Annotated in this window: 19 protein-coding genes and 1 riboswitch; of the genes, 7 read left to right on the top strand and 12 right to left on the bottom strand. The window is 74.2% G+C overall.

All coding sequences use genetic code 11. The annotated features are described in order from the left end of the window. Positions 1-116: 116 nt before the first annotated feature. Positions 117-1,403: a serine hydrolase domain-containing protein gene (locus Plo01_RS31890; RefSeq protein WP_203894456.1), complete on the top strand. Its 1,287-nt coding sequence runs from the start codon at positions 117-119 to the stop codon at positions 1,401-1,403. Here Plo01_RS31890 and Plo01_RS31885 read toward each other — a convergent pair. The 5 genes from Plo01_RS31885 to Plo01_RS31865 form a co-directional block, all read right to left on the bottom strand. After that, complete coding sequence (locus Plo01_RS31885; protein WP_203894455.1) at positions 1,391-4,618, bottom strand: AfsR/SARP family transcriptional regulator; 3,228 nt, start codon at positions 4,616-4,618, stop codon at positions 1,391-1,393. The two genes, Plo01_RS31890 and Plo01_RS31885, sit on opposite strands and share 13 nt — an antisense overlap. A 103-nt stretch (positions 4,619-4,721) precedes the next feature. Continuing rightward, the gene (locus Plo01_RS31880) at positions 4,722-5,345 is read right to left on the bottom strand and encodes a response regulator (protein ID WP_203894454.1); all 624 of its coding nucleotides are present in this window, start codon (positions 5,343-5,345) and stop codon (positions 4,722-4,724) included. Then, positions 5,342-6,538: a sensor histidine kinase gene (locus Plo01_RS31875; RefSeq protein ID WP_239317470.1), complete on the bottom strand. Its 1,197-nt coding sequence runs from the start codon at positions 6,536-6,538 to the stop codon at positions 5,342-5,344. Before Plo01_RS31875 ends, Plo01_RS31880 begins: the two co-directional genes overlap by 4 nt. Positions 6,539-6,607: 69 nt before the next feature. Then, a complete protein-coding gene (locus tag Plo01_RS31870) occupies positions 6,608-7,558 on the bottom strand; it encodes a hypothetical protein (RefSeq protein ID WP_203894452.1) in 951 nt (316 codons plus the stop codon). A 247-nt stretch (positions 7,559-7,805) separates the two neighbouring features. Then, positions 7,806-8,804, bottom strand: a complete 999-nt coding sequence (locus Plo01_RS31865) for a helix-turn-helix transcriptional regulator (RefSeq protein WP_203894451.1) — start codon at positions 8,802-8,804, stop codon at positions 7,806-7,808. Between the two features lie 184 nt (positions 8,805-8,988). On the opposite strand from Plo01_RS31865, the gene Plo01_RS31860 reads away from it, so the two are divergent. After that, positions 8,989-9,450: a VOC family protein gene (locus Plo01_RS31860; protein WP_203894450.1), complete on the top strand. Its 462-nt coding sequence runs from the start codon at positions 8,989-8,991 to the stop codon at positions 9,448-9,450. A gap of 185 nt (positions 9,451-9,635) precedes the next feature. After that, positions 9,636-10,592 (top strand): ArsR/SmtB family transcription factor, encoded by a 957-nt coding sequence (locus Plo01_RS31855; RefSeq protein ID WP_203894449.1) that lies wholly within the window; start codon positions 9,636-9,638, stop codon positions 10,590-10,592. Positions 10,593-10,938: 346 nt separating this feature from the next. Here the strand turns inward: Plo01_RS31855 and Plo01_RS31850 are convergent, their stop codons facing one another. Next, positions 10,939-11,517 (bottom strand): sigma factor-like helix-turn-helix DNA-binding protein, encoded by a 579-nt coding sequence (locus tag Plo01_RS31850; RefSeq protein ID WP_203894448.1) that lies wholly within the window; start codon positions 11,515-11,517, stop codon positions 10,939-10,941. A gap of 414 nt (positions 11,518-11,931) precedes the next feature. On the opposite strand from Plo01_RS31850, the gene Plo01_RS31845 reads away from it, so the two are divergent. Beyond that, positions 11,932-13,227 carry an AI-2E family transporter gene (locus tag Plo01_RS31845; RefSeq protein WP_203894447.1) on the top strand — a complete coding sequence of 432 codons (1,296 nt, stop codon included), beginning with the start codon at positions 11,932-11,934 and terminating at the stop codon, positions 13,225-13,227. Between the two features lie 16 nt (positions 13,228-13,243). Here the strand turns inward: Plo01_RS31845 and Plo01_RS31840 are convergent, their stop codons facing one another. Next, complete coding sequence (locus Plo01_RS31840) at positions 13,244-13,729, bottom strand: DUF6223 family protein (protein ID WP_203894446.1); 486 nt, start codon at positions 13,727-13,729, stop codon at positions 13,244-13,246. Positions 13,730-13,954: 225 nt separating this feature from the next. Between Plo01_RS31840 and Plo01_RS31835 the strand changes: the two genes are divergently transcribed. Continuing rightward, positions 13,955-15,082, top strand: a complete 1,128-nt coding sequence (locus Plo01_RS31835) for a sensor histidine kinase (RefSeq protein WP_203894445.1) — start codon at positions 13,955-13,957, stop codon at positions 15,080-15,082. Continuing rightward, positions 15,079-15,741, top strand: coding sequence for a response regulator (locus Plo01_RS31830; protein ID WP_203894444.1), 663 nt, complete (start codon positions 15,079-15,081; stop codon positions 15,739-15,741). The genes Plo01_RS31835 and Plo01_RS31830 overlap by 4 nt, the downstream gene beginning before the upstream one ends. Positions 15,742-15,772: 31 nt before the next feature. Here the strand turns inward: Plo01_RS31830 and Plo01_RS31825 are convergent, their stop codons facing one another. The 4 genes from Plo01_RS31825 to Plo01_RS31810 form a co-directional block, all read right to left on the bottom strand. Beyond that, a complete protein-coding gene (locus tag Plo01_RS31825) occupies positions 15,773-16,537 on the bottom strand; it encodes an SDR family NAD(P)-dependent oxidoreductase (RefSeq protein WP_239317466.1) in 765 nt (254 codons plus the stop codon). Between the two features lie 200 nt (positions 16,538-16,737). Continuing rightward, entirely contained in the window at positions 16,738-17,457 is a 720-nt protein-coding gene (locus Plo01_RS31820; RefSeq protein ID WP_203894443.1) for a MerR family transcriptional regulator, read from the bottom strand. A 32-nt stretch (positions 17,458-17,489) separates the two neighbouring features. Further along, positions 17,490-18,929, bottom strand: a complete 1,440-nt coding sequence (locus tag Plo01_RS31815) for a serine hydrolase domain-containing protein (protein WP_203894442.1) — start codon at positions 18,927-18,929, stop codon at positions 17,490-17,492. An 81-nt stretch (positions 18,930-19,010) separates the two neighbouring features. After that, positions 19,011-19,334: a DMT family transporter gene (locus Plo01_RS31810; RefSeq protein WP_203894441.1), complete on the bottom strand. Its 324-nt coding sequence runs from the start codon at positions 19,332-19,334 to the stop codon at positions 19,011-19,013. A gap of 17 nt (positions 19,335-19,351) precedes the next feature. Next, positions 19,352-19,417, bottom strand: a riboswitch (guanidine-III (ykkC-III) riboswitch). 107 nt (positions 19,418-19,524) lie between these two features. Here Plo01_RS31810 and Plo01_RS31805 point away from each other — a divergent pair. Beyond that, positions 19,525-20,151: an NUDIX hydrolase gene (locus Plo01_RS31805; RefSeq protein WP_203894440.1), complete on the top strand. Its 627-nt coding sequence runs from the start codon at positions 19,525-19,527 to the stop codon at positions 20,149-20,151. 61 nt (positions 20,152-20,212) lie between these two features. Here the strand turns inward: Plo01_RS31805 and Plo01_RS31800 are convergent, their stop codons facing one another. Then, positions 20,213-21,247 (bottom strand): helix-turn-helix domain-containing protein, encoded by a 1,035-nt coding sequence (locus tag Plo01_RS31800; protein WP_203894439.1) that lies wholly within the window; start codon positions 21,245-21,247, stop codon positions 20,213-20,215. Between the last annotated feature and the right edge of the window lie 79 nt (positions 21,248-21,326).

Here is a 21,326-nt window from a genome sequence, read left to right as displayed (position 1 = left end):
CCGGCACCGGATCAGGACGCCGGCCAGGCCGCTGACAGCGCGCTGTGTGCGCCCTGTGAGCGGCGAGGTGAAGGGTGAGGTCGTCCGCCTCACCTATCACCCGGAGGAACCGGTCGATGTCCCAACGCCTTCTCCCGTCGGACCGCACGATGCGTCCGCGCCGTCCGCGCACGCTCACGGCCGCGGCGCTGGCCGTGAGCCTGGCCGTGGCCGCGGTGTTCCCGGCCGCCGCCGCGGCCGCGCCGTCCACGGCCCGCAGCGACGCCGAGCCACAGCGCGCCCAGCTGCGGCAGCTGGCCCGCAAGCTGGTCGACGCCGGGGCGCCCGGCGTGATCGTGCGAGTGGACGACGGCCGCGGCCGTCCGATCGAGATCGCCGAGCAGGCCCCCTGGAGCAGACGGGATCACCGGCTCACGGCGGGTGACGAGTTCCGGATGGGGTCCAACACCAAGACCATGGTGGCCACGCTCGTGCTGCAGCTGGCCGCCGAGGGCAGGCTCGCCCTGACCGACCCGGTGGACAAGTGGCTGCCCGGCAAGGTGCCCGACGGCGAGGCGATCACACTGCGCATGCTGCTGAACCACACCAGCGGCCTGTTCGACTACACCGAGGACCCCGCTCTCCGGCCGTCGATCCTCGGCACGGACCGGCGGCGCTGGACCTCGGCGCAGCTGCTCGCCCTCGGCGTCAAGCACGATCCGCTGTTCGCGCCGGGCACGGAATGGTCGTACAGCAACACCGACTACGCCGCGCTCGGCGCCGTCCTGGAACGGGTCACCGGCGCGAGCCTGGCCGAGCTGGTCCGCGACCGGATCGCCCGGCCGCTCGGCCTCAAGCGCACCTACTACGCCACGGACTCCACCTGGCGCGGCCCCCACGCCCACGGCTACGAACGGGACGCCGCCCACATGCCGCCGCAGGTGCCGGCCGGGTTCAGGCACTTCGCCGGGCAGCGCCGCCACGGCCACGTGGACGTCTCCGGCAACGATCCCGGGTGGGGCGGGGCGGCCGGGGCGGTGGTGTCCACCGCGCAGGACTGGGCCCGCTTCTCCACCGCGCTGATGTCCGGCGAACTGCTGCCCGCCGCCCAGCTGGCGCAGATGCGCACCACCGTGCCGGTGGACCCGCGGCAGCCGGACGGGCCCGGCTACGGGCTGGGCATCCAGACCGGCGCCACCCCGTGCGGCACGTTCTGGGGTCACGACGGCGGCATCCCCGGCTATCTCACCACCAACGTCACCGACCGCGCCGGCGGCCGCACGGCGACCGTCCTGGTCTCCACGGAGCTCTGGGCGGAATTCGACGCCGACCCGAAGATCGCCAAGGCCGCCGGCGCGCTCCAGAGCGCCGTGATCTGCGCGATGTTCGGCAAACCCGTCCCGGCCGCGGCTCACGCCGGCTGACCGGCGCGGTCCGCCGCGGGCGCGGTGACGACCGCGGACACCAGCTCCTCGGCCTCGGCCCGCGACATCTCCGCGCCCGCGGCGTGCGCGGCCGCGAACCCGGCGATGCCCAGAGCCGCCGCGACCCGCTGCGCGATCGCCCGCACGTCGGCGTCGTCGGGGTCGTCCCGGCCCCGCAGCACGGCGGCGGCCCCCAGGAGCCGTCCCGCCCGCTCCGGCCGGTCGCGGCACAGCTCGATCGCGGCGGCCGCGACCGCGGTCCCGGCCGCGACCGGCGTGTTCCAGGTCAGCGTCAGGTGCACCGCCGGATGGTCGAGCCGGCGCACCGCCTCCTCCGGGAGCCCCTCCGCGGCGTCCGCCTGGGCGAGCACGCCCAGCAGCAGTGCGGTCAGGTGCGGGGTCGACCGGCCGGGCGGCCCCTCGGCCAGGCCGGCCCGGGCGTGTTCGCGGGCCGGCCCGGGCCGCCCGGCCCGCCACTCCAGCCGGGCCAGGCCCAGGCGCACCTGGGCCTGCGACTCCGCCGACCCGCTCCGCTCGGCCTGGCCGAGCAGGTCCGTCAGCCGCCGCCGCCCGCCGTCCGCGTCGCCGGCCCGGGCCCGGTGCAGCGCGGCCGCCACCTCGTTCTCCATCGTGTGCTCGGGCATGCCGAGTTCCCGGAAGCAGCCGGTGGCCCGCTCGGCCAGCGCGGGCGCGCCGGCCGGCTCGCCGGCCCGCTGCAACGCCGAGCTCAGGGTGCTCAGCGTGATCGCCAGGCCCCACCGCTCGCCGAGTTCCTCGAAACCGGTCAGCGCACGCGACAGCAGCCGCACCGCCTCGGCGGCGCGGCCGGTGTTCATCGCCAGCACGCCCCGGGCCAGCAGCGCCAGCGACCGGCTCCAGGGATCCGCCTGCCCGTCCGGGGAGTCGAGCGGGCCCGGCGGGAGCCGATCGCCTCCCGAGCCGATGGCGAGCGCCAGCCCGGCCATCTCCGCGATCGGATGGACGCCGTGGGCGCCGGGGCCGATGCGCTCCAGCGCCTCCCTGATCCGCTCGAAGGCCGCTCCGGCCTCGTCCGGGCGGCTGACCGCCTCGGTGGTGGCGAGCGCGTGCGCGGCGGCGACCAGCGCGCGTGCCCGCGGCTCGGCCGGGCCGCGGGCCCGCAGCACCCGGCCGAGCAGGTCCAGCGACTCCGGTGGGTGATCCCGCAGGAACCAGAACCAGCACAGCGCCACGCCGAAGCGGACGGCCAGAGCGGCGTCGCCGGATTCCACCGCCCAGCGGATCGCGGCCGACAGGTTGTCCCGTTCCGCGGACAGGCGGGCCAGCCAGCGCAGCTGGTCGGAGGTGCGCAGGTGCGGGTCGGCGGTCTCGGCCAGCCGGAGGAGGAACCCGGCGTGCCGCCCGCGCGCGAGGCCGACCTCCGCGCGCCGGGCCAGCCGCCCGAGGCCGTACTCCCGGATGGTCTCCAGCATGCGGTAGCGCGGCTCGGCCGGGTCGGCGGTCTCGGCCGGGTGCAGCAGGGATTTGTCGACCAGCGCCGTCAGCAGCTCCCGCACATCGCCTGAGACATCACCCGAGACGTCTGCGGAGGCGTCTCCCGACCGGCCGATCGCCTCCGCCGCGTCCTCGGTGAAGGCGCCGGGCACGACCGACAGCCGTTCCAGCAGCAGGCGCTCGTCGGCCTCGAGCAGGCCCCAGCTCCAGGCCACCGCGGCGTCCAGGGTCCGGTGCCGCGGCAGCGCGGTGCGGCTGCCCCCGGTGAGCAGCCGGAACCGGTCGTCCAGCCGGGCCGCGACCACCTCGACCGGCAGGGCGCGCACCCGTGCCGCGGCCAGCTCGATCGCCAGCGGCAGGCCGTCCAGGCGGCGGCAGATCTCCACCGCCGCGGCCAGCGCGCCGCCGTCCGCGGTGAAGTCCGGCCGCACCGCGGCGGCGCGGTCGCAGAACAGCCGGACCGCCGCGCAGGCGCGGGCCCGCTCGGCCGTCGCCCCCGGCTCGGGCAGCTCCAGCGGGAGCACCGGGTGCAGGGTCTCACCGTCGATCCGCAGGGGCTCCCGGCTGGTGGCCAGCACCCGCAGCCCCGGGCACCGGCCGAGCAGCGCCCCGGCGAGCGCCGCGGCGGCCTCGATCACGTGCTCGCAGTTGTCCAGCACCAGCACCAGGTCGTCGTCCGCGAGCGTCTCGACCAGGTGGTCCAGGACCGCCCCCGGGGCGACGGGCCGTGCCGGCGCGCCCCCCTCGCGCGCCCGCAGCAGATCGAGCACCACGCGGGGCACGTCGTCCGCGCCGACCGGGGCCAGCGGGACCGACCACACCCCGCCGGACGGCGTGAGCCGCCGCCCGACGGTGCTGGCCAGCCGGGTTTTGCCCGCTCCCGCGGGACCGACCAGCGTGACCAGCCGGACCCGGCCGAGCAGTCCGGCCACGCGGTCTACGTCGTCGTCACGGCCCACGAAACTGGTGAGCGGGACGTCCAGGTTGCCGTGCGGGCGGCGGGGCCGGGGAGCCTCACCGCGCAACACCGCCAGATGGGCCTGCTGGAGCTGCGGACCGGGGTCGCTGCCGAAACTGTCGGCCAGCAGGCCGCGGATCCGCTGGTAGGCGGCCAGCGCCTCGGCGCCGCGGCCGCTGCCCGCCAGTGCCCGGATCAGCTGGGCGTGCAGCCGTTCGCGCAACGGGTGGGCGGCGGCCAGCGCCTCGAGCTCGGCGACCAGGTCGAGGTCCGCGCCCAGCGCGAGTTCGGCTTCGATCCGGTCCTCGAGCGCGGCCAGCCGGGCCCGCTCGAGCCGTTCGGCCTCGGCGGCGGCGAACGGCGCCTCACGCACGTCCGCCAGGGCCGGGCCGCGCCACAGGCTCAGGGCCTCACGCAAGGCGGCGGCGGCCTCCGCGGGCCGGGACTGCGCGTGCGAGCGCCGGCCCTCGCGGACCAGCCGCTCGAACCTGACGGCGTCGACCGCGTCCGGCTCGACGGCCAGCCGGTACCCGGCCGGACCCGAGGTGAGCAGCCCGGGATCGCCCAGGACGCGCCGTAGCCGGGACACCAGCGACTGCAGCGCGTGCAGGTGGTCGGCCGGCGCCTCCTCGCCCCACAGCGCCTCGGCCAGGGTCGCCGGGCGGACGGAACGCCCGGCGTCCAGCACCAGCCGGGTCAGCAACGCCCGCAGCCGCGCGCCGCCGACCCGCGCCGGGCCGGCGGCGGTCTCCAGCACCAGGGGACCGAGGATGCCGACGCGCATCCGTCCACTATCGCAGCACGCCCCGCCCGCCCGGACCGCCGAGGCGGCGGACGACGTGCCCGCCGCCTCGGCGGGCCGTCACCGGCGTCACGGCCGGATACGGCTAGCCGCCCGTCCAGCACAACGCCAGGCGGACCCGGTTGGGGCTGCCGGTCTTGGCCATCAAGCTGGTGATGTGGGTCTTCACGGTGGTGACGCCGATGTGCAGCCGCTCGGCGATCTCCGTGTTCGACAGGCCCTCGGCGACCAGTTCCAGGATGTCGCGCTCGCGGGCGGTGAGGCCGGGCAGCGGCGGAGTGACCGTCCGGGCGTGCACCGCCCGGCGCACGAGCCGCTGGAGCACCTCCGGGCTGAAGGGACTGTCGCCGGCGGCCGCGCGCCGGATGCCGTCCAGCAGCTGCACGGGCGGCGCGTCCTTGAGCAGGAAACCGCACGCCCCGGCGGTCAGCGCGGGGTAGAGGTGGTCGTCGTCGCCGAACGTGGTGAGCACGACGACCCGCACGCTCGGCCGTTCGGCGACGATGCGGCCGGTGGCGGTGATCCCGTCGACCCCGGGCATGCGCAGGTCCATCACCACCACGTCGGGACTGAGCCGCTCGACGAGGCGGGTCGCGTCGTGGCCGTTGCCGGCCTCGCCGACGACCTCGATGTCGGGCTGGGACTCGCACAACATCCGCAGTCCCGCCCGGATGAGCTGCTGGTCGTCCACCAGCAGCACCCGGATCACGCCGCGCCTCCGCTCTCACCGGCCGGTACGGCCGGCAGCACCGCGGCGACCCGCCAGCCGCCGCCCGCCGGGCCCGCCTCGAACCGGCCGCCGAACAGCTCCACGCGCTCACGCATACCGGTCAGGCCGTGCCCGCCGCCGGTGAGCCGGTCGGCCGGATGCCCGCCGGGGCCGCCGTCGGGACGTCCCTCGTCGGTGACCTCGACGTGCACGTCGCCGTCCGCCACCGAGATCGTCAGCCGGGCCCGTGCCGTCGGCCCCGCGTGCTTGGCCACGTTGGTCAGCGCCTCCTGGGTCAGGCGGAGCACGGCCAGGCCGCGCACCGCGTCGAGCGCGCCGGTCTCCGGCGCGATGACGGTCTCGACGGTGAGCCCCGCGCGCCGCGCGGTGTCGACGGCCGCACGCAGGGCCTGCGGCAGCGCGTCGGCCTCGATCGCCGCGGTCGCGGCGTCCGGGCGCGCCCCGTCGGGGTCGCGCAGCAGCGCCACCAGCCGGCGCAGGTCGGTGAGGGCCGCGGTGCCGGTGGCGTGCAGGTCGTCGAAGACCTCGGCCACCCGGGGGTCGACGCCGGGCAGCACGTGCTGGGCCACGCCGACCCGCAGCACCATCGACGCGACGTGGTGGGCGACGACGTCGTGCAGCTCACGGGCGATGGCGCCGCGCTCGCGGGCGACGGCCACGCGGGCCTCGGACTCGCGGCGGCGGCGCTCCTCCTCGGCCTGCCGTCCGGCCTGCCGCTCCAGCTCCCGGGAACTGCGAACCAGCAGGCCGGACAGGACGGGCAGGCCGACCGCGGTGCCGATGCCCAGGGCCGTGTCGGCGAGGGCCCCGGGCCAGCCGGCCGCCCCGTCCGCCACGTGGACACCGGTGAGCAGGGCGACCGCCGGCCAGAGCGCCGCCGGCGCGCGGGAGGACATGACGAGCTCCAGCAGCGCCCAGCTCGCCCCCACCTGATTGACCGTGGGGTCGTCCAGCACGGCGAAGGCCGCGCCGAGCAGCGCCGTCTGCACCACCAGGGACGGCAGCGGCAGCCGGTGCAGCGCCAGGACGGCCGCGAAGGCCGTGACGGCCAGCCACCACTGCGCCGCGGACGGCTGCCCGTCGTGCATTCCGAACAGCAGGTAGCTCAGACCGCTGAGGACGAGCAGCACGAGCCGGACCAGTGTGTCCCGTTCGTCGAAGAGCCGTCCCATCCACCGCACGCCGAACACCTTAGGCGCTCGCGGATGCCCGGCGCCGGGCCGGGTGAGCCGCCGCCGCGGTCACCGGACCGCCTCGACGGCCGCGCGGCGCTCCGGGCGCTCCGGGCGCTCCACCCGGGCGGGCCGCCGTCCCGCCCGGAGCACGGCCGCGACGGCGGCCGCGGTCGCCGCGACCAGCACGGCCAGCGCGGCGAGGGTCAGGGCGTCGGGACGCAGCAGCGGCTGGCCGCGCAGGGCCTGCCAGGTCAGTCCCCCCACGAGCACGGAGTAGGAGACCGCCGCGACGGCCAGGAGCCTGCCCCGGGTCGCCTCGTCCAGGCGCGCCACCCGCCCGGCCCGCCCGGTCAGCCACCAGGCCAGCAGCGGGAGCGCCTGCAGGGCGTGCAGTCCGACGAAGTGGGCGACGCGCAGGTCGCCTCCGGTGGTGCTCCAGCCGGTGACGGGCAGTCCGGGGCCTCCGTCGGGAACGCCGACGCTGTGCGCACCGGTGATCACATCGCTGGCGGCCTGGAACGGCATGGTCATCGGGAAGGCCACCAGCATCCCCAGCAGCGAGACGGCGAGACCGAGGCGGATCCCGCGCGCGGCCGTCCGATCGGGGATCGGCCGGCGGGCCGCCGCCACGGCGAGGGCCAGCTGCGACAGCCACAGGATCATGATGGACACGGACATGATCTGCCAGAGCACCGTGTCGAGACTCGTCGTCTCGTTGAAGTGGCTGGCGCGCCCCCGGGCCGCCTGGGCGGTGATGATGAGCATCTCGACGGCGGACGTCGCGGTGATCAGGACGGCGGCCCCTCCGACCACCCTGCCGCGGGTCGGCAGCACCGACAACATCCACGCCAGGGTCACGCCGTAGAGGGTGAACGAGACGGCGAACTTGAACACCTTCAGCCAGACGGGCGCACCGGTCAGGACCCGGTCGTCGGCGAAGACGCCGACGAGGGCGACGAGGGCGAGGACGGCCATGATCCCCGACAGGACGAGCAGCGGACGGTTCCAACGAGTCATGTCCTCAGCCTGTCGGCGCGGCCCGGACGGATCGCCAACCCTGGGGCCGCTCTTGCGGCCGCGGGTCCGAGGCCGCCTCCACCCTGGGGAGGAGGCGCCTTTCCGACCCGGAGGCCGCCCGTACCCCTTCCGACCCGGAGATGGCCACACCGGAGGTCGCCCGTACCGCACCGACGAGCCGGCGACCCCCGCCCGCGACACATCTCCGGACACCCGGGACCTGGAGGGCGCGCGCGCACGGCCTCCGTCACCGATCCGCGGGACCCGTCACCGGCGGGATCGACGCACCGGCCGACAGCAGCCTCTCCGCCAGCGCGCGGCAACGCCTGCCGAGCTCCGGCGGGTCGAGCACCTCGAAATCGTGCCCCAGCAGGAGCACGTGCATGAGCACGAAGTCGAGGTCACCGCCGCCGCTGAGCACCTCGCAGCGCGCGTCCCCCCGCGGCCGTACGACGGCCGCCGCCGCCGGAATCTGCGCGCGGACCGTGTCGGCCGGCGCGTGCACGAGGAAACGCGCCCGGTGCGGGTAGACCCGGCTCGCCACGCTCTCCTGCACGTACGTCGCCGCGTCGGGCGCCACGCGCGGGCGGAAGCGCCAGGTCCGCGCGGCCACACCGGTCATCCGGTCGACGCGGAAGCTGCGCCAGTCGTCACGGTCGAGATCGTAGGCCAGGAGGTACCAGCGCCGGTCGGAGGCGACCAGGCGGTAGGGCTCGACCCGCCGCTGCCGCACCTCGCCCCCGGACGGGTAGCCGAAGCCGGCCTCGACCCCGTCGCGGCAGGCTCTGGCCAGCGTCATGAGCACCTCGGAATCGACCGGCGTACGGCCCCCGCCGAAGGACTCCACCGAACCGGAGAGCGCGCGCACCTCGTGCCGCAGCCGCGTGGGCAGCACCCGGTCGAGCTTGGTCAGCGCCCGCAGCGCGGCGTCACCGGCGCCGGCGACCGCGCCCCCCGCACCGGCGAGCAGCGAGACCGCGGTGGCGATCGCCTCCTCGTCGTCGAGCAGCAGCGGCGGCAGGTCCTTCCCCGGGCCGAGCCGGTAGCCGCCGCCGACGCCGTGACCGGCGTGCACCGGGTAGCCGAGCGCGCGCAGCCGCTCGACGTCGCGCCGTACCGTGCGCGGCGTGACCCCGAGCCGCTCGGCGAGCTCGGGGCCGGTCCAGAGCTGACGCTGCTGCAGCAGCCCGAGCAGAGTGAGAACCCGCTCCGTCGTCCCCCGCTCGTCACCGCTCGCCGCGTCCACGACACCCACTCTGCCAGAGAAAGCGGACCGATCCTGTCCGCTAGAGGTGTCAGAGTAGTCCCACGGACGCAGCGGAACCCGGCCGCGGTCCGGGGAATCCGGCGCCGCGCATCCACCGCGGGCCGATCCACCGCCCGCCGGAGTTCCGCCCGCACACGAGACCCGCTACGAACGGAGCAGCCCGATGAGCCGCCACATCCAGGTCACCTTCGACGCCCACGACCCGCGGGAACTGTCGTCCTTCTGGCGCGACGCGCTGGGCTACGTCCACCCCGGACCGCCCGGAGTCGACCTGCCCGAGGACGCCGACCCGCTCGCCGCCTGGGACGATTTCCTGGCGCGGGCCGGCGTGCCGGAGGAGGAGCGCAACACGGCATCGGCCATCGAGGACCCCGACGGGCACGGCCCGCGGCTGTTCTTCCAGCGGGTCCCGGAGGACAAGGTCGCCAAGAACCGCGTCCACCTCGACGTCCGCGCGGCTCCCGGACTGCAGGGACAGGAGCGGATGGCGGCGCTGGAGACCGAGTGCGACCGGCTCGTCGCGCTGGGAGCCAAGCGGGTGCGCCGCCACGAGCCCGCTCCCCCGATGAGCGCCGGCTTCATCGTGATGACCGACCCCGAGGGCAACGAGTTCTGCCTGGACTGACACGACCGGCCACCGGCCGCCCGGCGTCGACGGCATCAATGATGTCGTTCATCCAGCCGCCGGGCGATTGGTCGTTCTCCATGAGAATTGCCGGTTCCGCGAAAGCGAATCAAAGAGGAAATACTCATAAATAGAGATTCGCATGTGTTTTACAATGAGTCGTGATCACTGTAAGAGTGGATGTCTTGAGTCTTTCTCGGACCAGGTTCGCACCCTCTCCCGCCGCCGAGGTCACCTCCTGGCTGGGATTCACCGCCTTCAACCAGCGCCACCCGCACTTCGGACTGCCCGGAGCCGGCGCCCGATGCGCGTTACGCGATCCCGACGTGGCGATGATCGCCGCGGTGCTGCCCGGCCGTACCGGCTACACCCTCGACATGCTGACACCACGGCCCTCGATCACCACCGCCTGGCCACGGGCCCTGCGCGAACAACTGGAGATCATCAGAGAGACCCCGGACACCGACGTGGCGCGGCAACTGCTCCTGGGCCGCTACCCCAACAACCCCATGCCGGACGGGATACGCCGGGCGATGGAATCGGGCGCCTTCGCCCGGCGAGCCGTCGACGGCCTCCGCCGCTTCTGGTCGATCACACTCGCCGACCAGTGGAAGGCGCTGAGCGAGAACGCAGCCGCCGACATGGCCGACCGCGCGCGGACCATGGCCACGCACGGCGTCGGCCACGTGCTCCACACCCTCCACCCCGACCTCACCTGGACCGGACAGGAGCTGCGCATCGACAAACCGTACGACGAGATCGGCGAACTACGCGGCCACGAACTGGTCCTGTCGCCCTCCCTGCTGGCCTGGCCGGTCCTGCGCGTCCAGCTGTGCGACCCGGACAACGCGGTCATCTCCTATCCAGTCAGAGAGCCGTTCCCCGCCAGACCGGGACGGCGCTCGGCACTGCCCGATCTCCTGGGACCCAGCCGGGCCGCGATCCTGCGAGATCTCGACGTGCCCAGATCGACCACCGAACTGAGCCACCGCCACGATCTCGCCGCCTCCACGGTCTCCTATCACCTCGGCGTGCTGCTCAACGCCGGTCTGGTGGCCCGCACCCGGCAGGGAGCCAACGTGCGGTACCAGCGAGCCGAGGCGGGAGACACCTTGCTCCGATCGGAACCTCCTCTCACCTGATCGCGGATCCGGGCTCAGGGATCGGCGCGCTGCCCGACGGATTCACCCGGGCGGACCTGGGCTCCCCGCCCGAACGACCGCCCGCCCACGCCGCTCATGCCGGATGATCCACGACACGGGCGGATCCGATGATCAGCGCGACGACAGCGGCGGGATCATCACTCATGGCGACGTGCCCGCAGCCGGGAAGCGCCCCGGCACGAGTACCCGGCGGGAGCTGATCGAGATGACGGGACCGGCGCACGAGCAGGAGGTCGCGCGACCCGAACGCGACGGTCGTCGGCACGCCGAGGGGCGCCCCCGCCCGATAGCAGCGTTCGGCAGGATCCGCCCGCAGCCGTACGGATCACCGCCGACGGGCGACCCGCTGAAGCTTGTCGGGGTTGACCACGAAATCGATCTCAGTGATCAAGCTCTCCGCCACGGTGAACCCCATCACCCCGACCACGACCCCGCCGCTTTCGAAGACCAGGCCGGTCGAGCCGTTGACCGCACTGAACCGCGGCGTGACGGCATGCCTGGCCGCGACGCCGGACAGCAGCCGCGCGACGTTGACCGCGCCGACGACGGGCCGCCGCGCCACGCCGGGAACCAGACCGCCGCCATCGGAGCGCAGGACGACACCCGGATCCAGGACCCGGACCAGTTCCTCGACGCTTCCGTGGAAGCACGCCTTCAAGAACGCCTCGACCGCCTGGACGTGCTGACCGTGATCGGGAGTGAAACGGGGCGCGCGACGGCGGACATGCCCCCGCGCCCTGGCCACCAGCTGACGGCAGGCCGCCTCACTGCGGCCCACGACCGCCGAGACCTCCGGATCGGACAGGCCGAAGACCTCATACAGCACGAAGGCGGTCCGCTCCGCAGGGCTGAGCGACTCGAGCAGGACGAGCATCGCCATGCTGACCGACTCGTCCAGGGTCACCCGATCCTCCGGACCCGGCCCCGGGCACGACAGAGCACGATCCCCGGCGGCCCCGACGAGCGGCTCGGGCAACCACGGCCCGACGCAGCTCTCGCGCCTTACCCGGGCGGAGCCCAGCTCGTCCAGGCAGATCCGGGCGACCACCGTGATCAGCCAGGCCCGCGCATCCCGCAGATCGTCTAAGACGAGGAGACCGGTCCAGTTGTGACATGGAGCGAGACCGGCCCGGGGCCGCCGTCCGGGTCCGGGCAGGTCGGGGCGGCTCTCCCCCGTCGTCGCCTTGGTTTTGTTGATCTTGTTTAGATTCGAGAGATGCCCTTTACTATGTAGATTTATATGTTTGTCCTGACACGCCATCATGTCTCCGGTCTCCAGGCGAGCGATCCCGCTCGCCCGGCACCTTAAGGTGATCTCATGTCTGCCCCGCTGAGCTCAGCGAAGACCCGGTCGGCACTGCGCGTCTCGGCCCGCGTCTCCCTGCGGCTGCTTCTGGTCCTGCTGCTGGCCGCCGTGACGTTGTGGACGCTGGGCAAGATGTGGTCGGTCGTGTGGCCGGTGGTCGTCGCGCTGCTGGTGACCACGCTGACGTGGCCGCCGGCCCGATTCCTGCGCCGGCACGGATGGCCCCCGGCCCTGGCCGCGTCAGTCGTGACCATACTGTTCCTCATACTGGCGGCGGGCATCGTCGTGCTGATCGCGGTGCCGGTCGCGTCCCAGTCCGGCGAGCTGACCGCCGGCGTGGTCAAGGGCATCCAGCAGGTGCGGGAATGGGCGGCCGGCCCGCCGTTGAACATCGGCGACGATCAGATCACCCGGGCGTTCGACACGGCGGTCGCCCGCATCCAGGACAGCGTCGGCAGCATCCTCACCGCCACCGTCAGCGGCGTGGGCACGGTGGCCAACGGCATCGTCACCGCGGTGCTGGCCCTCTTCCTGATGTTCTTCTTCCTCAAGGACGGTCCCCGCTTCCTGCCCTGGCTGACCCGCCAGCTGCCCGGCCGGCTCGCGGTCGACCTTCCGACCATCGCCGAGCGCGGCTGGGACACCCTGGGGGCGTTCGTCCGCTCCCAGGCCTTCGTCGGCCTGCTGGACGCCGTCTTCATCGGGCTCGGCCTGTGGATCATCGGCGTGCCCCTGGTCCTTCCGCTGGCCGTGCTGACGTTCGTGTCGGCGTTCGTGCCGATCATCGGCGCCCTCTTCGCCGGCCTGGTGGCCGTGCTCATCGCCCTGGTCTCCAACGGCCTGACCGACGCGCTCATCGTGCTGGCCCTCATCGTCGTGGTGCAGCAGCTCGAAGGCAACGTCTTCCAGCCCATCGTGCAGAGCCGCGGCCTGGGCCTGCACGCGGCGGTGGTGCTGCTCGCGGTCGTCCTCGGCGGCAGCCTGGCGGGCATCATCGGCAGCCTGCTCGCCGTGCCGGCGGCCGCGCTGATCGCCGTGCTCTGGAACTATCTGCGCGAGCAGCTCGGCGAACCGAACCCGGAACCGGAACCGGTGACGAGCGGACCGCCCCCGGAGCCGGGGACGGGCGAACCAGGTCAGAAGCCGGTGGCGAGCAAGCCGGCCCCGGAGCCGGGGACGGGCGAACCGGGCCGGAAGCCGGGGACGGGCGAACCGGGCCGGAAGCCGGTGACGAGCGAACCGGTGGCGGACGAACCGGGTCGGAAGCCGGCGGCGGGCGAACCGGACGGCGGTCCGGCGCCGGCGTAACGCCCGGCGGGCGCCGTCAGCGCGTCTGCCGCGACGTGCCGGGATCCGTCCTCATCCCGACGGGCTGATCGTCGCCGGGGCCGGGCGCGATACGGCGGGAGCGGGCCAGCGCCAGCCCGCCGAGCACCATGGCGACCAGTCCCACCGCCAGGGCCGCGAAGCCCCCGACTATTCCGTAGCCGGTGCCGGGACCGCCCTCGGCGGCGGCCACGACCAGCCCGCCGATGAGCGCGCCGGCCAGCCCCGCCGCCAGCGCCGCGACGGCGCCCCTTCGCCCGGTGCCGGCCCCGGCACGGCCGGCGGAGCGGGTCAGGGCCAGCCCGCCGACGGCCGCGCCGGCCAGCCCCAGCGCCGCGGCCACCAGCGACCAGAGACGCCCCGAGGTCAGGGTGTAGGCACCGGGGGAATCCGGCTGGGCCAGAACGTGCGCGACCGCCGGCACGGCGAGATGGAGACCTCCGGGGAGGGCGGCCGCGGCGGCGAACAGATGACGGACGGGCATGGGATGGTCCTTTCCACTGGGCTTCCTGCGACTGGACGTCACCTGATCCTGTCCGCCGGCCCCACCACCGGTCGTCCGGCGGACGCGGACAATCCGTGCTGCCGCCGACGCCGCAGCCGGGTACCGCCGATGCCGCAGAAGTCGCGGAGATACCGCGTGCGCGGTAGGCGACCGATCACCCCACGGCAGGAGTCGCCCGCGGCGGTATCCGGCTAAGGTGCGCGCATGAGCACAGGACGGCCCGGTTTCCCGGCCACTGCCGGAGACTGGGCGATCGCCGTCGGCGTGGCGGCGGCGCTGCTGGTCACCGGGCTGTCCGGACGGCACTCCGGCACCTACCTCGACCTGCTCGGCTACGCGCTGCTGGCGTCCGGCGGCCTGGCGCTGGCCGCGCGCCGCCGGGCCCCGGTTCCCGTCCTGGCCGTCACCGGGCTGTGCGCGGCGGGTCACCAGGCCGCCGGGTTCGACGTGCCCGCCGTCGCCTACCTGTTCGCGGTGTACGCCGCCGTGCGGGCGGGACACCGCGCCGTCACGGTGGCGGCGAGCGTGATCGTGCTGGCCCTCCTCCCCCTCGCGGCCATGGCCTCGGGCCTGCACGACACGGGCGAGGCGTTCGCGCAGGCCCGGGGCGCCCTGGAGCTGGCCTGGCTGATCGCGGCCGGCGCCGCGGGCGAGGCGCTGCGGCAGGCCGAGCGGCGGGCGGACGAAGCCGAGCGCACCCGGGAGGAGACCGCGCGCCGCCGCGCCGACGAGGAGCGGCTGCACATCGCCCGGGAGCTGCACGACTCGCTCACCCACCAGATCTCGATCATCAAGGTGCAGGCCGAGGTCGCCGTCCACGTGGCCCGCAAGCGGGGCGAGCAGGTGCCGGAGGCGCTGCTGGCGATCCGGGAGGCCGGTCGCGAGGCGGCCCGGGAACTGCGGGCGACCCTGGAGGTGCTGCGCGAGGACGGCAAGAGCCCGCCGCACGGGCTCGACCACGTCCCGCAACTGGTGGAACGGGCCCGGACGACCGGCCTGGACGCCAAGCTGACGATCGAGGGACGGCGACCCGACGTGCCGGACGCGGTGGAGCGGACCGCTTACCGGATCGTCCAGGAGTCGCTGACCAACGTCGCCCGTCACGCCGCCGCCGCGACGGCGTCGGTCCGGATCGACTACCGTCCCGACGTCCTGGTCATACAGGTCGACGACGACGGCAGGGCCACGCCCGGCGCCGCGCCCGTGCCCGGCGTCGGACTGCTCGGGATGCGCGAACGCGTCGCCGCCCTCGGCGGCAGCCTGCGGGCGGCGCCGCGCAGCGAGGGCGGCTTCTCCGTGCAGGCCGAGCTCCCCGTGGACCGGACTCCGTGATCCGCGTCCTGCTGGTCGACGACCAGCCGCTCATCCGCGGCGGGTTCCGCGCGCTCCTCGACCTCGAAGACGACATCGAGGTGGTGGCCGAGGCCGCCGACGGGCAGGAGGGCCTGGCCCTGGCCAGGCGGCACCTGCCCGACATCGCGCTCGTCGACGTCCAGATGCCGGTCGTCGACGGCATCGAGGCGACCCGGCGCATCGCCGCCGACCCGGCCCTGGCCGGGGTGCGCGTCGTCATCCTGACCAACTACGGCCTGGACGAGTACGTCTTCAACGCGCTGCGCGCCGGCGCGGCCGGATTCCTCGTCAAGGACATCGTGCCGGAGGACTTCCTGCACGCCGTGCGCGTCGCCGCGCGCGGCGACGCCCTGCTCGCACCGTCGATCACCCGCAAGCTGATCGACCGGTACGTCGCCCAGCCGCCGCACACCGGCGCCGGCACGGGGCTGAAGGAGCTGACCAACCGCGAACGCGAGGCCGTCACCCTGGTCGCGCGGGGCCTGTCCAACGACCAGATCGCCGACCGCATGGTGATCAGTCCGCAGACCGCGAAAACCCACGTCAACCGGGCCATGACCAAGCTCCGCGCCCGTGACCGCGCCCAGCTGGTGATCTTCGCCTACGAGTCCGGCCTGGTGGTCCCGCGCGGCTCCTGACCGTCGCGGCTCGGGGTCCGGCCCGCCCGGTCTACTGGTGGGCGCCTCCGTCGACGCGGATCTCGGTGCCGGTGATGAAGGAGCCGTCGTCGGAGACGAGCATCGCCACCACGCCGGCGACCTTCTCCGGTCCCGGGATGCCGCCGGGCAGGGCGGGGGTGAGCTTGCCGAACAGGTCCCAGTCGGTGTCCTCGGGCACCAGGTCGCGGATGTTGGCGGTGATGCCGCTGCTGATGCCGCCGGGCACCACGTTGACCGCGCGCAGGCCCTGCTTGCCGTACTCCTGGGCGATGCTGTGGGTGAAGGAGAAGATGCCGCCCTTGCTGGCCGAGTAGGCGGCCATGAACGGGTGGGCGAAGAAGGCCGCGGTGGAGCTGAAGTTGACCACCACTCCCCTGCCGGATGCCAGCAGGTGCGGCAGCGCCGCCCGGGTCATCAGGAACGTGCCGGTCAGGTTGATTCCGATGACCCGGTTCCACAGCTCCAGCGAGCACTCGTGGGTGTGCGCGCCGCGCAGGATGGCGGCGGCGTTGACCAGGGCGTCCAGCCCGCCGAGCTCGGCGGCCGCCGCGCTCACCAGCGAGCCGACGGACGCCTCGTCGGCGATGTCGGCGGTGGCGACGGTGAGCCGGTCGGTGCCGGCCAGGGCGAGGGTCTCCTTCAGGCCGTCCTCGGAGACGTCGGCGGCGACCACCCGGGCGCCCTCGGCCAGCAGCCGCAACGTCGTCGCCCGGCCGATGCCTGAAGCCGCGCCGGTGATCAGAATCCGCCTGCCGGTGAGCCGTTCCACTTCCATGACCTCCTCGGACGGTGCCGGCCGGGGCCGTCGGGCGGCCGGCGTTACCTTGATCGATTCTGCCGTCCCCCGCGGCGCAGCAGAAGGGACTGCCGCGATCCCGGCGAGGCGGACATCGCGCCCGACGCTCCCGGCCGGGCGGCGCACGGAATCGGGCCCGGCCCCCACGGGACCGAGGTCGGCCCTCCACGCGATCGGGCTCAGCCCTCCACGAGCCGGGCGAGCCGGTCCCAGGCCGGGGATGAGGCTCCGGGCAGGGATTGCGCGGCCAGCCGGGCGATGGCCGGGTTGTGGACGGGCCGGGCCTCGGACCGGCTGTGCCGACCGGCGAACCAGTTCCGGATGCGGTCCGCGAGGGCGGCGAGGCGGGGATCGTCCGGCGGCCAGTCGTAGGCGGCGTCGTGTTCGAGGTAGAGGGCGCGGAACTCGGGATCGGCCATCAGCTCGCGTTTTTCGGCGATCCACAGGGCCGCGTCCTCGGGCGAGGCCGTCTGCATGAGGATCCAGCCGTCGCGTTCCACCCGGATCGCGCGCTCGCTGACGCCGAGACCGCGTAGATCGTCGAGGTGGTCGGCGACCTCCGGGGAGACGAAAAGCCGGTCACCGCCGCGCAGCTGGGCGAGTTGGCCGCGGGCTCGCCGCAGCTGCGCGATGCGGTCCTCGAGGTCGTGGTCGATCTCGGCGATGGCCGCCGTGAGCGTGTCCGGGTCGGCGTCGAGAAGCTCCTTGACGCGGGCCAGCGGCACGCCCGCATGGGCCAGCGTCCTGATCTTGACGAGCTTGACGGCATGCTCGGCGGTGTAGCGCCGGTAGCCGGACGAGTCGCGGTCGGGCTCGGCGAGCAGACCGCGCTCGTGATAGTGGCGGATGGCCTTGACGGTCACTCCGGCGTAGTCCGCGAGCCGGCCGATCGTGAGCATGCCGGACATCCTTCCACTCCGGTGGGGAACGGTCAGGCCCGCCGGGTCAGGCGGCCGCCGCCGTTGCGGAAGCGCGCCCGGCCGTCACGGACGTCGTGGTAGGAGACGAGCAGCAGTCGCAGATATCCGTCGAACGTCTCCATGGGGTATCCGGCGGGCGCGAAGAGGCCGGGCCGGATCGGCACGTAGCGCTGCGGCGGGGCGGAGGTCGTCCCGCCGGCGAACTCGGTGAAGATCCGCTTCTGCGACTCGTCCGCCGGTTCGTAGGTCACCCGCTCCTCCAGCTGGCCGTCGACGACGCTGACGTCGATGCGGAGCTGATCGGAGCGGTAGGTGCCCGCGTACGGGGTGAGGTCGACGTCCTGCTCCGTCTCGGTGATCAGAGCGGGGATCCGGACGCCGAGGTGCTCGCTCAGCAGCCACCGCAGGATCCGGTCCTGCAGCATGATCGCCCCCGGGGTGTTGCCGAAGGCGGTGAAGACCAGGTCGTGCTCGGGCACGACGCACAGGATGGACACCCCGCCCGGCGACGCGCCCGACATGGCGAGGACGGTCGTGCCGCCGAACGGGTAACGCACCCAGCCCAGGCCCATCGGCGGGACGTTCGGGCTCGCCATGTCGTACGAGACCCGCTGCATCAGCGCGGTCGACTCCGCCGACAGGACGCGCGCGCCGGACGGGGACACGCCGCCCGCGAGGTGGGTGCGCCCGACGGCGAGCAGGTCGGCGACGGTGCCGATCGGCGTCCCGCCGGCCGGGCCCCAGGTCTCGGGCAGCGTGAACATGCGCGTGGGCCTGGCCGCCATGGTCTCGGGGTCCGGGAAGTGGCCGACGGCCGTGCTGCGCAGGATGGCCCGTTCGGCCGAGGTGCTGGAGTCCTTCATTCCGACGGGCGCGTAGACGTCGCGTTCGAGCAGGTCGGGGAAGGGCACGCCGGTCACCGCCTCCAGCAGGCGGCCCGCGACGATCATGCCGCCGTTGGAGTAGCTGAGCTGCTCGCCGGGCTCGAACATGGTGCCGCAGCTGTTCGCGAGGCCGTCGACGTAGGTCTTCAGGGCGTCGGGGCCCTTGGCGTCGGGGAAGAACAGGTCCGCGTCGATGCCGTTGGTGTGCGAGATCAGGTGCCGGACCAGGATCTTACCGGCCGCGCCCGGGTCGGTCAGGGCGAATTCGGGGAGGTACTTCACCACCGGCGCGTCGAGGTCCAGCGTTCCGCGGTCGGCCTGCTGCAGGACCAGCATGGTGGTCAGGACCTTGGTGACCGAGCCGAACAGGAAGCCGGTCTCCTCGAGCATCGGCGCGCCGGTGGCGACGTTCGCGATGCCGTGCGCGACGACGATCTGCTCGCCGGCGTGGTAGACGCCGGCGACGAACCCGGGGACTTCCCCGGACTCGCAGTGGGCGGCGACCTGCTCGCGGATCCCGGCTTCGACGGTGTGCAGCGCGTTGGTGTGCAGTGCGTTGGTGTCCATGCGGACCATCGTCGAACCCTGCCCTAGGGGCAGGGTCAAGCCCCGATGTCTCGCGATCTTCCGGGCGCGGGCGCCGGCCGGTCAGTGACCGCCGCCCGCCAGGTTGAGGCCGACGACTCCGGCGAGGATGAGGGCGATCGAGGCGATCTTCATGGGCGACGCGTTCTCTCCCAGCACCACCATGCCCGCGACGGCGGTGCCGACGGCGCCGATCCCCGTCCAGACGGCGTAGGCCGTACCGACCTCGAGGCTTCTGAGGGCGAGCGCGAGGAGGCCGAAGCTGAGCACGGCCGACACGGCGAAGCCGATGCTCGGCAGCGGCACGGAGAACCCGGCGCTGAGCTTGAGCGAGTAGGCCATGACGACCTCGAACAGACCGGCGGCGATGATCATGAGCCAGGCCACGACGGCTCCCTTCCCAAGGAGCGTCGTCTTTGCAGGCCGGGTACGGCGCGTCTCGTCCGGACGGCCCCCGATCGGGGCCGCACCGGTGACAACGGCGGCGACCGCGCGCGAATTCCCGGCGGCTCCCGCCCCCGGCCGGAGACCCGCCGCCGGGCGCGGGCGGCGGGTGATCCTCTGACATGATGCGTCCATGAGCGATCCCCTCGGCGACCTGGCGGCGTTGCGGGAGCGCGCCGCCGACCGGCTGGCGGCCCACCGGCACACGACGCTGCCCGACGCACCGGGCGTGCGGCGGGCGGCGGTGGCGTTGTGCGTGGTCGAGCATTCCGGCGCGCCCTCGGTGATCGTCATCAAGCGGGCCTACCGGGGCCGCAACGCGGGCCAGTGGGCCCTGCCGGGCGGACGCCTGGAGGACGGCGAGAGCCCCCTGCAGGCGGCGCTGCGCGAGCTGCACGAGGAGATCGGGCTGGCCGCCGCGCCGGAGGCCGTGCTGGGACGGCTCGACGACTTCCCCGCCGCCTCGAACTTCACGATCACCCCGCTCGTCGTGGCGGTGGCGGATCCGGGACCGCTGGCGCCCAGCGCCGAGGAGGTCCACTCCGTGCACCACGTGCCGCTGCGCCGGCTGGCCGCGCCGGACGCGGTGCGGTGGGTGCCGCAGCCGGACGGCGGGCGGCTGCTGCAGATGCACCTGGGCCCCCGGATGGTGATACACGCCCCCACCGGGGCGCTGCTGTGGCAGTTCCGCGAGATCGTGCTGCTCGGGCGCACCGCGCGGGTGGCCGACTTCCTCCAGCCGGAGTGGACGCACCGCTGAGCCTCGCCCCTCCGGTCGGGCGCGAGGGCTGAGGAGCGCCCCGCGAGCCCGTGCCCCCTCCTCAGCCGTCGAGGAGCCGCCAGGCGGTGAGGGCGATCCTGGCCCGCACCAGCCCGGTGGGCTCGGTCAGCTCGATGCCCAGGGCCTTCCCGATCTGTTCGAGCCGCCGGGCGACGCTGCTGTGATGCAGGTGGAGCACGTCGGCGGCCCGGCGCAGCGAGCCGGTGGCGCAGTAGGCCTCCAGCGTCTCCAGGTCCCCCGGGGCGTCGGCCATCCGGGCGATCGCGGCCACGTCGGCGTTGTCGCGCGCCGCCTCCTGGGGCACCTGCGCGAGCAGCGCCAGCGCGCCCAGGCCGCCGTAGTGGACGACCGGCTGACGGGCGGTGGTGAAGCGCAGGGCGGCGCGCGCCTCCCACCAGGATCGATCGGGGCTCTCGGCGGAGCCGATGCCCGCGCGCACCCCCGCGGGGAAGCGGGCCGGATCCACGGTGGTGGCCAAGATGACGCCCACCTCGGCCAGCGGCGCCGCCTTCACCGGACGGGCCGGGCAGATGAGGCCGCCGACCCGGTCGAGCGGGAGGGGCGAACGCACGGCGACGACGCGGACCGGCAGATCGGCGGCGAACCCCAGCAGCCGCAACGCCCGGGCCCGGGCCGCCTCGTCGCTGTCGGCGCTGATCACCAGCTCGACGAGGGCGGGATCGGCCATGGTGGTGCGGGCCGGGCCGTACCTCTCCACGACCGCCCCGGCCGCGATCGCCAGCCGGTCCAGCAGCACCTCGTCGAGCGGGCCGGGCGGGCCCGGCCGCTCCAGCCACACCGTGCCGATCTCCTCCTCGTCGAGGAGGATCGGCACGGTGGTGGACGCCGCCGCCGGCGGAACGGAGGCCTCCCTGCCGTCGGGCGCCGTACGGATGATCCGCCCCGTGCCGGACAACCGGATCCCGGCCACGCACTCGGCCAGCCCCGCCGAGGCCCGGGCTAGCGCCGGCAGATCCACCCGCCGGCGCATCAGCGTGTCATAGAACGCGACGACGCGGACCACACCCTGGACGTGCGGATCCAGGTGCGACAGCCGTGCGGCCAGAGCCTCCATGGCAGGAGGATACGGCTCCCGCGGCACGAGGAGGCGCGCCGGTCGGTGCGCGATCGGGGCCGGACACCCGACGGATGTC

It is taken from the genome of Planobispora longispora (assembly GCF_016863135.1).
GTDB lineage: Bacteria > Actinomycetota > Actinomycetes > Streptosporangiales > Streptosporangiaceae > Planobispora > Planobispora longispora.
This window is presented reverse-complemented; position numbering and strand designations above follow the sequence as displayed.